This window comes from Arenimonas malthae CC-JY-1, assembly GCF_000747075.1.
In the GTDB taxonomy this organism is placed as follows: Bacteria; Pseudomonadota; Gammaproteobacteria; order Xanthomonadales; family Xanthomonadaceae; genus Arenimonas; species Arenimonas malthae.
In genome coordinates this window covers 49,305-59,390 of record NZ_AVCH01000193.1, presented here as the reverse complement: position 1 = coordinate 59,390, position 10,086 = coordinate 49,305, and the positions used below count along the sequence as shown (strand labels likewise).

The following is a 10,086-nucleotide window of genomic DNA, read 5'->3' as shown; positions in this document are numbered from 1 at the left end:
CGAACGCGTAGAGCGGATGGCCCACGGGCAGCGCGGCGCTGTTGGCGGCCAGGCTGGCGTCGGATTCGGCGGCCAGCAGGCGTTCGATGCGGCGGGCGTTGTCCACGCGCTCGGTGCGGCCGAGGCGGGCGTCGAGGAAGGCCAGTTCGCCCGCGGCTTCGAAACCGCGGCCCGCGGCCTGCAGCGCGGCGGCGCGCAGCGCATGCCAGCGTTCGCGCAGCGCGGCCGGCACCGAGTCGGCCGGCCGGGAGAGCAGGGCCAGGGCCTGTTCGGCGCGGCCCGCTTCCACCTGCAGCTGCGCACCGATCAGGTCGTGGCGCCAGGTGTCGTTGCCTTCGAGCCGGCGGCGGTTGGACTGCGACCAGGCCGTGCGCATCTGCTCGGGTTCGCCGGCCAGGCGGGCCTGTTCGGCGGCCTGCAGCCAGGCGCGGTCGCGCGCGCTGCCGCGGCCGGCTTCGGCCACCTGCGCCCAGGCCTGCGCGGCTTCCGCGTGCTGGCCGGCTTCGGCCAGTTGTTCGGCGGAGCGCTGGGGCGCGCTGGGCTCGCTTTGCACCGACACGCTGGCGCAGCCGGCGGTCAGGGCGAGGGCGAGCAGCAGGGGGGCGGTTCGCAGCATGGTCGGGGTCCGGGTGGGATGCCGCGTAAGATGATACCCGGTGCACAAGGAGGGCGCGGTCATGGCGACGACACAGGCAGGGGCGCTTTACGTGGTGGCGACGCCGATCGGCAACCTGGGCGACCTGACGACCCGCGCGCGCGAGGTGCTGGGCGCCGTGGACGCGATCTGCGCCGAAGACACCCGGCACACGCGCCAGCTGCTGGGCGCGCTCGGCATCGAGCGGCCGCTGCTGGCGCTGCACGAACACAACGAGGCCGAGATGGCCTGGAAACTGGTGGAGCGCCTGAAGGCCGGCGACCGCCTGGCGCTGGTGTCCGACGCGGGCACGCCCTTGGTCAGCGACCCCGGCTACCGCCTGGTGCGCGAGGTGCGCGCCGCGGGCCTGAAGGTGGTGCCGGTGCCCGGCGCCTGCGCCGCCATCGCGGCGCTGTCGGTGGCCGGCATCCCCAGCGACCGATTCTGCTTCGAAGGTTTCCTGCCGGCGAAATCCTCGGCCCGGCGCGAGCGCCTGGCGGCGCTGTCGCGTGAACCTCGCACGCTGGTGTTCTACGAAAGCTCACACCGCATCGAGGAAAGCCTGGCCGACCTGGTGGCGATGTTCGGACCCGACCGCGAGGCGGTGCTGGCGCGCGAGCTCACCAAGCTGTTCGAAACGGTGCTGGGCGACACCCTGGGCGGCATCGCGGAACAGGTGGCCGCCGACGAAAACCAGCGCAAGGGCGAGTTCGTGCTCATCGTGCGCGGCTGCGAGGACGACGGCGAGGCGAAGCTGCTCGAAGGCCAGCGCCTGTACGCCAAGCTGGCCGAACACCTGAAGCCTTCGCTGGCCGCGAAACTCGCGGCCGACATCAGCGGCGCGCCGCGCAAGGCGCTTTACGGAGGTGGTGAATGAAGAAGGGCCTCGCGATCCTGGGCGTGTTGCTGCTGTCGGCTTGCGCCGGCAGCCAAAGCGCGCGCGTCGGCGCGGAAATGATCCTGCCGCCGCTGGCGCCGCAGATGAAGATGCAGACGCAGGAACTGTTCCTGATGGCCTCGCACCTCAATCCGGACGTGTTGCCGGATTATCCCGCCGAACTGCTTGCCGACGGCCCCGAACAGGCCACCGTGTGCGCGGAGCTGGTGGTGGACGAAAACGGCGCGGTCGCGTGGACGGCGCCGCTGCGCGGTGGCCCGCAGTGCCCGCCGGAGGCGCTGCCGGCGCTGGCGCCGTTCGAGCGCGCGGTGGAACAGGCGGTGCGTCGCTGGGAGTTCACCGCGGCCGCCGTCTGCACCTTTCCACCCGGCGTGGAGAAGAACGACGACTGCGCCGGCGAAGGCGTGGTGGAGAAGAAAGTGCCGCTGCGAATGGCCTTCGTCTTCGATTTCAGCCGCAGCGAGCGCCGGGGCCGGTTTTCAGGCACGTCCGGACGCTGAACGGCCCCATGGCCCGGCTGTGAGACAATCCCCGGCGGCGGAGCCGGCCAAGACAGTCGCGTCGCAGCAATGCGCCGAGGAAAGTCCGGGCTCCACAGAGCAGGGTGCCAGGTAACGCCTGGGCGGCGTGAGCCGACGGAAAGTGCAACAGAAAACAAACCGCCGAACGGCCCGCAAGGGTGCGTGGTAAGGGCGAAACGGTGGGGTAAGAGCCCACCGCCCGGGGGGACAACGCCCCGGGGCACGGCAAACCCCACCCGGAGCAAGGCCAAATAGGGGTGCTATGGCATGGCTCGTGCCGCACCCGGGTTGGCTGCTTGAGGCCTGCGGCGACGCAGGTCCCAGAGGAATGACTGTCCACGACAGAACCCGGCTTAGCGGCCGGCTCCGCCACTTCCTCCGTCCCGTCTTGCGCAGTCGGCCCCTCGCCGGGGCCCGGCCGGGCCTTGCCGCTTGCCGGCCGGCCAGCGCCCCGGGGCTTTGGGATCTGTTTCACGCTTCCGGATCAAATCCATGTGAAACAAGCCTTGCCGAATGGTTCTTAAACAAGACTCTCAAGTATCGCGCAAGGTCTTGATCCACCTAGCGAATTTCCCCTGATTTTGTCCTTGACACCCCATAGGGGCAGGACTAACGTGGACATCAGAGGGAAATCCGGGTTTTTCGTGGGTTTGGGTGGATAAGGGCTGATCCGAAGCGATGTTCCAGGGCGAAACCGCGATCACGATCGACGACAAGGGCCGGCTGGCGATCCCAACCGCCGTCCGCGACGTCGTCGCGCGCGCCGGGAACCGCCTGGTCGTCACCTACAACCCGTACGAAACCGGCTGCCTGTGGCTGTACCCGGAAGCGGCGTGGGAAACCGTGCGCGACCAGGTGATGGCCATGCCCAACGTCAAGAAGGTCGTGCGCAACCTGCAGCTGAAGCTGGTGGGCTCCGCCACGATCGTCGAGCCCGACGGCAACGGCCGTGTGACGCTGCCGGCCAGCCACCGCCACGCCGCGGGCCTCGAGAAGAAAGCCGTGCTGCTCGGCATGGGCGGCAAGTTCGAATTGTGGAGCGAGCAGGCGCACCTCGCGCAGATCCGTCAGACCATCGGGGAAGACGAGATCAGCGAGGACATGCTCGACCTCAGGCTGTGACGGGCGTGGCCGGGATGCGGGAACAGTCGCAGCCCAGCCATCTCCCGGTGATGTACGCCCAGGTGCTGGACGGCCTGCGCGTGCTGGGGAATGGCAGGTACCTCGATGGCACCTTCGGACGCGGCGGGCATGCGCGCGGGGTGCTCGACCGGCTGGGGCCGGATGGACGGCTGTTGGTGATGGACAAGGACCCGGAAGCGATCGCCACCGCCCACGCGCTTTTCGGCGCGGACGGGCGCGTCGCCGTCTACCGTGGCTCCTTCGCCGACCTCGCCAGCTGGGAAGAAACCGCGCCGGGCCTCGATGGCGTGCTGTTCGACCTGGGCGTTTCCTCGCCCCAGCTTGACGTCGCCGAGCGCGGCTTCAGCTTCGGCAAGGACGGCCCGCTGGACATGCGCATGGACCCGGAGTCGGGCGAGAGCGCCGCCAACTGGCTGGCCCGCGCCGACGAGCGCGAGATCGCCGACGTGCTGTGGACCTACGGCGAGGAAAAGCTCAGCCGCAAGATCGCCCGCACCATCGTCGCGCGCCGCGACGAAACGCCGCTGCTGCGCACCGCCCAGCTGGCCGAGCTGATCGCCTCGGTGGTCGGCCGCGGCGACAGCAAGATCCACCCGGCCACCCGCAGCTTCCAGGCGATCCGCATCTTCATCAACCGCGAACTCGAGGACCTCGAGCGCGGGCTCGACGCCGCGCTGGCGCGGCTGAAGCCGGGCGGCCGGCTGGCGGTGATCAGCTTCCATTCGCTGGAAGACCGCATCGTCAAGCAATTCATCGCCCGCCACGCCAAGGCGCCCCCGGGCAACCGCCGCATGCCGGTGGAAGTGGCGTTCACGCCCGACCTGCGCGACCTCGGCGGCGCCCAGCGCGCCACGCCCGAGGAAACCGCCCGCAACCCGCGCGCCCGCAGCGCCGTGCTGCGCGTGGCCGAGAAGCTGCCGGCGGGAGGCGCGGCATGAGCCTGCGCCACTTCCTGCTGATGGTGCTCTCGGCGGCCGTCATCGCCAGCGCCATCGGCGTGGTCTGGTCGCGGCACCTGCACCGCCAGGCCTACATCGCGCTGAGCACGCTGGAGAACGAGCGCGACGAGCTCAACATCGAATTCGGCCGGCTGCAGCTCGAGCAGGCCACCTGGTCGGAGGCCAACCGCATCGAGCAGGTGGCCGGCGCGCGCATCGGGATGAAGTTCCCGACCGACGAAGACATCGTGGTGCTGCAGCCATGAGCGCGCGCAGCAACTACAGCCCGCGCAACCGCCTGCTGGTGGTCGGCGGCATCCTGGGCGCCTGCTTCATCGTGCTGGTGGCGCGCGCCGCGCACCTGCAGGTGATCAGCGAGGAGTTCTACCAGCAGCAGGGCGACGCGCGTTTCCTGCGCGAGATCCCCATCGCCACCTCGCGCGGCATGATCACCGACCGCAACGGCGAGCCGCTGGCGGTGTCGTCGCCGGTGGAGTCGATCTGGGCGAACCCGAAGGAGCTGCTGCAGCACCCGGACCGCCTGCCGGCCCTGGCCTCGGCGCTCAACATCCCGCTCGACCTGCTCACCCGCCGCGTGTCCGAGCGCGCCGACAAGGAGTTCGTCTACCTCAAGCGCCACCTGAACCCGGACATCGCCGCGGGCATCACCGAGTTGGGCATCCCCGGCGTGTACGCGCAGCGCGAGTTCCGCCGCTTTTACCCGCACGGCGAAGTGATGGCGCACGTGCTGGGCTTCACCAACATCGACGACATCGGCCAGGAAGGCCTGGAGCTGGCCTTCAACGACTGGCTGACCGGCAAGGAAGGCAAGCAGCGCGTCATCCGCGACCGCCGCGGCCGCGTCGTCGAAAACGTGGACCTGGTCGAAGCCGCCGAGCCGGGCAAGGACCTGGCGCTGTCCATCGACCGTCGCATCCAGTACCTGGCCTACCGCGAACTCAAGGCCGCGCTGGTGGAAACCGGCGCCACCAGCGGTTCGGTGGTGGTGCTGGACGTGCCCACCGGCGAAGTGCTGGCCATGGTGAACCTGCCGTCCTACAACCCGAACTCGCGCGTGGGCGCCGACGCCGAGTCGCGCCGCAACCGCGCGGTGACCGACGTGGTCGAGCCGGGTTCGGTGATGAAGACGCTCACCATCGCCGCGGCGCTGGAAGCGGGCAAGTTCACCCCCGAGTCGCCGATCGAGACGGCGCCGGGCTACATCGGCCTGCCGGGCGGCTACCAGGTCCGCGACTTCCGCAACTACGGCACGCTCACCGTCACCGGCATCCTGACCAAGAGCTCGAACGTCGGCGCCATCAAGGTCTCCAACGAGCTCACCGCCGAGCACCAGTACGACATGTACACGCGCTTCGGCCTGGGCCAGCGCAGCGGCAGCGGCTTCCCCGGCGAACTCGCGGGCGTGCTGCCGGCGCCGAACCGCTGGGGCCCGACCGAGAAGGCCACCATTTCCTACGGCTACGGCCTGTCCGTTACGCCGCTGCAGCTGGCGCGCGCCTACGCCGCGGTCGGCAACGGCGGCCGGGTGATGGAGCCCACCTTCGTCAAGGGCGGGGCCGGCGAGGGTACGCAGATCATCGACCCGGCCATCGCGAAGCAGCTGATGGGCATGCTCGAAACCGTGGTCGGCCCGGAAGGCACCGCGCGCCGCGCGGCCGTGCTGGGTTACCGCGTGGCAGGCAAGACCGGTACCTCGCGCAAGGCCGCGGGTGGCGGTTATGCCGCCAAGCGCTACGCCGCGGTGTTCGTGGGCCTGGTGCCGGCCAGCCAGCCGCGTTTCGCCATGGCCGTGGTCATCCACGAGCCTCAGGGCCTGGAATACGGCGGCGGCGCGGTGTCGGCGCCGGTGTTCCACCGGGTCATGGACGGCGCGCTGCGCCTGATGGACGTGCCGCCGGACAACATCGAACAGTGGTTCGCCGCGCAGGCCAAGGCCAAGCCGGCGGCGCCGGTGGCGGTGGCGCCGGCCCCGCCCGCCGCGGTCCCCGCCGGGGCTGCGCCATGACCCGCGCCATGCCCCTGCACGCGCTGCTGCGTGGCATCGCCGCGCCGCCGCCGGGTTTCGACCCGGTGGTCACCGGCCTCTCCGCCGACAGCCGCGCGCTGCGCGCCGGCGACGCCTTCTTCGCGCTCGCGGGCGCCAGCACGCACGGCCTGCGCCACGCCGCGCAGGCCGAAGCGGCCGGCGCCAGCGTCATCCTGTTCGAAGCGCCGGCGCCGGAAGGCCAGGCGCTGCCCGCCAATGCGGTCGAAGTGGCGGGCCTGCGCGGCCACCAGGGCGAACTGGCGGACCGTTTCTACGACGCGCCGTCGCGCGCGCTGCACGTGGTCGGCGTCACCGGCACCAACGGCAAGACCTCCACCGTGCAGCTGCTGGCGCAGGCGCTGAGCCTGGCCGGCGCCACCGCCGGCAGCATCGGCACGCTCGGCGCCGGCCTGCACGGCCGCGTCGTGCCGGGCGAGCGCACCACGCCCGACGTGATCGCCGTGCACCGCCTGCTGGCGGAAATGCGTGACCAGGGCGCGACGCACGTGGCCATGGAAGTGTCCTCGCACGCGCTCGAGCAAGGCCGCGTGGATGCCGTGGCTTTCCAGGTGGCGGTGTTCACCAACCTCACCCGCGACCACCTCGACTTCCACGGCACCATGGAAGCCTACGGCGCCGCCAAGGCCAGGCTGTTCGACTGGCCGACGCTGCAGGCCATGGTGGTGAACCTGGACGACCCGTTCGGCGCCCGCCTGGGCCTGGAATCCGCGCGCGGCGTGCGCCGCATCGGCGTGAGCGCGCGCGGTGCCGCCGGTGCCAGCCTGCGCGCCGAGGACGTGGTGCTGGCGCCGGAAGGCCTGCGCTTCATGCTGGCCGAGGACGGCGCCCGCCACGCGGTGGCCTCGCCGCTGCTCGGCCGCTTCAACGTCGACAACCTGCTGGCCGTGGCCGGCACGCTGCGCGCGCTGGACTGGCCGCTGGCCGACGTGGCCGCGATGCTGCCGCGCCTGTCGCCGGTGGGCGGCCGCATGAGCCGCGTCGGCGGCGAAAACGGCAAGCCGCTGGTGGTGGTGGATTACGCGCACACCCCGGACGCGCTGCAGCAGGCCCTGGCCGGGCTGCGCGAACACACCCCGGGCCGCCTGACCTGCGTGTTCGGCTGCGGCGGCGAGCGCGACGCGGGCAAGCGTCCGCTGATGGCCGCCATCGCCCAGGCCGGCGCCGACCGCGTGGTGGTCACCGACGACAACCCGCGCGGCGAGGATGGCGATGCCATCGTCGCCGGCATCCTGGCCGGCTTCAGCCGCCGCGAGGCCGTGACCGTGCAGCGCGACCGCGCCAGGGCCATCGCCGAGGCGCTGGCCGGCGCCGGCCCCGGCGACGTGGTGCTGGTGGCCGGCAAGGGCCACGAGCCCTACCAGGAAGTGGCTGGCGTGAAGCACCCGTTCGACGACCTGCAGGTGGCGCGCGCCCTGCTGGAGCGTGCACCGTGAGGCCGCTGATGCTCTCGCAGGTGGCGCGCTGGGTCGAAGGCCGGCACCTCGGCGCCGACGTCGAGATCCGCTCGGTCAGCACCGATACCCGCACGCTGGCCCCGGGCAGCCTGTTCGTGGCCCTGCGCGGCGAACGCCACGACGGCCACGCGCACGCCGACCAGGCGCTGGCCAACGGCGCCGCCGCCCTGCTGGTGCACCGCGAAGTGGATTCGCCGCTGCCGCAGGTGCTGTGCGCCGACACCCAGGATGCGCTGGGCGAACTCGCCGCCGGCGTGCAGCAGGGTCGCCCGGCCGTGGTGGTGGCGCTCACCGGCAGCAACGGCAAGACCTCGGTCAAGACCCTGGTGCTGTCCATCCTTTCCCGCGCCGGCCTGGCCTATGCCAACCCCGGCAACCGCAACAACGAGATCGGCCTGCCGCTGGCCGTGCTGGACGCGCCGGAAGACGCGCGTTTCGCCATCTACGAGATGGGCGCCGGCCAGCCGGGCGACATCGCCTACCTCGCGTCCATCGCGCCGCCGCAGGTGGCGCTGGTGAACAACATCATGCCGGCGCACATCGAGCGCATGGGCAGCCTGCTGGGCATCGCCGAGACCAAGGGCGCCATCTACGAGGCGCTGCCCGACGACGGCGTGGCGGTGGTCAACGCCGACGACGCGTTCGCGCCCTGGTTCCTGCAGCGCATCGGCAACCGTCGCGTGCTGCGCTTCGGCCTGGAGAACGACGCCGAGCTGCGCGCCAGCGCCATAAAGCTCTCGCCAGAGTCCTCGGCCTTCCGCCTGCACACGCCGGCCGGCGACGCCGACGTGGTGCTGCCGCTGCCGGGCCGCCACAGCGTGATGAACGCGCTGGCCGCCGCCGGCCTGGCGCTGGGCGCCGGCGCGACGCTGCAGCACGTGGTGGAAGGCCTGCAGTCGGCGCCGGCGGTGCCGGGCCGGCAGGTGCCGCACACCCTTTCGAACGGCGTGGTGCTGGTGGACGACAGCTACAACGCCAATCCGGGTTCGGTGGCGGCGGCGATCGCCGCGCTGGCCGAAGCGGGCGGCGACGCCTGGCTGGTGCTGGGCGACATGATGGAGCTGGGCGAGGGCGCCGGCGTGCTGCACGCCGAAGTCGGCGAGCGCGCGCGCCGCGCCGGGCTCAAGCGCCTGTGGACGGTGGGCGAACTCAGCGCCGCCGCCAGCCGCGCCTTCGGCGACGGCGCCATGCATTTTAAGGACCAGGCGGGCCTGCTGGCCGCGCTGGGGCCGGCGCTGCGCGCCGCCCCGGCCGGGCTGCGCTGCCTGGTGAAGGGTTCGCGCTCGAGCGCGATGGACAAGGTGGTGGCCGCGCTGCTGGCCGCCGACCGGCAAGGAGGCGCCACCGATGCTGCTTGAACTGGCCCGCTGGCTCAATGAAATGGGATGGATGCCGCCGCTGTTCGGCTACATCACCTTCCGGGCCATCCTGGGCGCGCTGACCGCGCTGCTGCTGTCGCTGTGGCTCGGCCCGCGGGTGATCGCGCGGCTGGCCAGGCTCAAGGGCGGCCAGCCGATCCGCACCGACGGCCCGCAGTCGCATTTCTCCAAGGCCGGCACGCCGACCATGGGCGGCGCGCTGATCCTGCTCACCATCACGCTTTCGACCCTGCTCTGGGCCGATCTGCGCAACCGCTACGTCTGGGTGCTGCTGGCGGTGATGGTGGCCTTCGGCGCCATCGGCTGGCTCGACGACTGGATCAAGATCGTGCGCCGCGACCCGAACGGCCTGAAGTCGCGGCACAAGTACGCGCTGCAGTCGCTGTTCGGCCTGGCGGCGGCGCTGGTGCTCTATTTCACCGCCGACCACGCCAACAACACCACGCTGTTCCTGCCGCTGCTCAAGGACTTCGCGATCCCGCTGGGCGCGATGTTCGTGGTGATCGCCTACTTCTGGATCGTCGGCTTCTCGAACGCGGTGAACCTGACCGACGGCCTCGACGGCCTGGCGATCATGCCGACGGTGCTGGTGGCGGCGGCGCTGGGCATCTTCGCCTACGCCTCGGGCAACGCGGTGTTCTCGCAGTACCTGCAGATCCCGGCCATCCCGGGCGCGGGCGAGATCACCATCTTCTGCGCGGCCATCGCCGGCGCCGGCCTGGGCTTCCTGTGGTTCAACACCTACCCGGCCATGGTGTTCATGGGCGACATCGGCGCGCTGGCGCTGGGCGCCGTGCTGGGCACCATCGCGGTGATCGTGCGCCAGGAAGCCATCCTGGTGCTGATGGGCGGCATCTTCGTGATCGAAACCCTGTCGGTGATGATCCAGGTCGCTAGCTTCAAGCTCACCGGCAAGCGCGTGTTCCGCATGGCGCCCATCCACCACCACTTCGAGCTCAAGGGCTGGCCGGAGCCGCGCGTGATCGTACGCTTCTGGATCATCTCGGTGATGCTCGTGCTGGTTGGCCTTGCCACGTTGAAGGTGCGCTGA

9 protein-coding genes, 1 other RNA gene and 1 pseudogene are annotated in these 10,086 nt (G+C 71.2%); 10 read left to right on the top strand and 1 reads right to left on the bottom strand.

What is annotated here, in order from left to right; genetic code table 11:
* Positions 1 to 616, bottom strand: a pseudogene (locus tag N790_RS12850) (penicillin-binding protein activator); the annotation flags it as partial.
* A gap of 61 nt (positions 617 to 677) precedes the next feature.
* Between N790_RS12850 and rsmI the strand changes: the two are divergent.
* The 10 genes from rsmI to mraY all read left to right on the top strand — a co-directional run bounded on the left by rsmI (position 678) and on the right by mraY (position 10,086).
* Complete coding sequence (rsmI, locus tag N790_RS12845) at positions 678 to 1,511, top strand: 16S rRNA (cytidine(1402)-2'-O)-methyltransferase (protein ID WP_043804782.1); 834 nt, start codon at positions 678 to 680, stop codon at positions 1,509 to 1,511.
* Positions 1,508 to 2,032 (top strand): hypothetical protein, encoded by a 525-nt coding sequence (locus N790_RS12840; protein WP_043804762.1) that lies wholly within the window; start codon positions 1,508 to 1,510, stop codon positions 2,030 to 2,032. Before rsmI ends, N790_RS12840 begins: the two co-directional genes overlap by 4 nt.
* A 39-nt stretch (positions 2,033 to 2,071) precedes the next feature.
* Positions 2,072 to 2,425: RNase P RNA component class A (rnpB, locus tag N790_RS15360), an RNA gene on the top strand.
* Positions 2,426 to 2,731: 306 nt separating this feature from the next.
* Positions 2,732 to 3,175 (top strand): division/cell wall cluster transcriptional repressor MraZ, encoded by a 444-nt coding sequence (gene mraZ / locus N790_RS12835; RefSeq protein WP_043804759.1) that lies wholly within the window; start codon positions 2,732 to 2,734, stop codon positions 3,173 to 3,175.
* A 14-nt stretch (positions 3,176 to 3,189) separates the two neighbouring features.
* Positions 3,190 to 4,134 carry a 16S rRNA (cytosine(1402)-N(4))-methyltransferase RsmH gene (gene rsmH, locus N790_RS12830; protein WP_043804757.1) on the top strand — a complete coding sequence of 315 codons (945 nt, stop codon included), beginning with the start codon at positions 3,190 to 3,192 and terminating at the stop codon, positions 4,132 to 4,134.
* Positions 4,131 to 4,400 (top strand): cell division protein FtsL, encoded by a 270-nt coding sequence (ftsL, locus tag N790_RS12825; protein WP_043804755.1) that lies wholly within the window; start codon positions 4,131 to 4,133, stop codon positions 4,398 to 4,400. Before rsmH ends, ftsL begins: the two co-directional genes overlap by 4 nt.
* Positions 4,397 to 6,160, top strand: coding sequence for a peptidoglycan D,D-transpeptidase FtsI family protein (locus N790_RS12820; protein WP_043804754.1), 1,764 nt, complete (start codon positions 4,397 to 4,399; stop codon positions 6,158 to 6,160). Before ftsL ends, N790_RS12820 begins: the two co-directional genes overlap by 4 nt.
* Positions 6,157 to 7,635, top strand: coding sequence for a UDP-N-acetylmuramoyl-L-alanyl-D-glutamate--2,6-diaminopimelate ligase (locus tag N790_RS12815; RefSeq protein WP_043804780.1), 1,479 nt, complete (start codon positions 6,157 to 6,159; stop codon positions 7,633 to 7,635). The genes N790_RS12820 and N790_RS12815 overlap by 4 nt, the downstream gene beginning before the upstream one ends.
* Positions 7,632 to 9,014 carry a UDP-N-acetylmuramoyl-tripeptide--D-alanyl-D-alanine ligase gene (locus tag N790_RS12810; protein WP_043804752.1) on the top strand — a complete coding sequence of 461 codons (1,383 nt, stop codon included), beginning with the start codon at positions 7,632 to 7,634 and terminating at the stop codon, positions 9,012 to 9,014. Before N790_RS12815 ends, N790_RS12810 begins: the two co-directional genes overlap by 4 nt.
* A complete protein-coding gene (mraY, locus tag N790_RS12805; RefSeq protein WP_043804751.1) occupies positions 9,004 to 10,086 on the top strand; it encodes a phospho-N-acetylmuramoyl-pentapeptide-transferase in 1,083 nt (360 codons plus the stop codon). Before N790_RS12810 ends, mraY begins: the two co-directional genes overlap by 11 nt.

What these genes read in the sequence shown, in the direction of transcription:
- rsmI (WP_043804782.1), top strand. Translation starts at nt 678, where the DNA reads ATGGCGACGACACAGGCAGGGGCGCTTTACGTGGTGGCGACGCCGATC.
- N790_RS12840 (WP_043804762.1), top strand. Translation starts at nt 1,508, where the DNA reads ATGAAGAAGGGCCTCGCGATCCTGGGCGTGTTGCTGCTGTCGGCTTGC.
- mraZ (WP_043804759.1), top strand. Translation starts at nt 2,732, where the DNA reads ATGTTCCAGGGCGAAACCGCGATCACGATCGACGACAAGGGCCGGCTG.
- rsmH (WP_043804757.1), top strand. Translation starts at nt 3,190, where the DNA reads ATGCGGGAACAGTCGCAGCCCAGCCATCTCCCGGTGATGTACGCCCAG.
- ftsL (WP_043804755.1), top strand. Translation starts at nt 4,131, where the DNA reads ATGAGCCTGCGCCACTTCCTGCTGATGGTGCTCTCGGCGGCCGTCATC.
- N790_RS12820 (WP_043804754.1), top strand. Translation starts at nt 4,397, where the DNA reads ATGAGCGCGCGCAGCAACTACAGCCCGCGCAACCGCCTGCTGGTGGTC.
- N790_RS12815 (WP_043804780.1), top strand. Translation starts at nt 6,157, where the DNA reads ATGACCCGCGCCATGCCCCTGCACGCGCTGCTGCGTGGCATCGCCGCG.
- mraY (WP_043804751.1), top strand. Translation starts at nt 9,004, where the DNA reads ATGCTGCTTGAACTGGCCCGCTGGCTCAATGAAATGGGATGGATGCCG.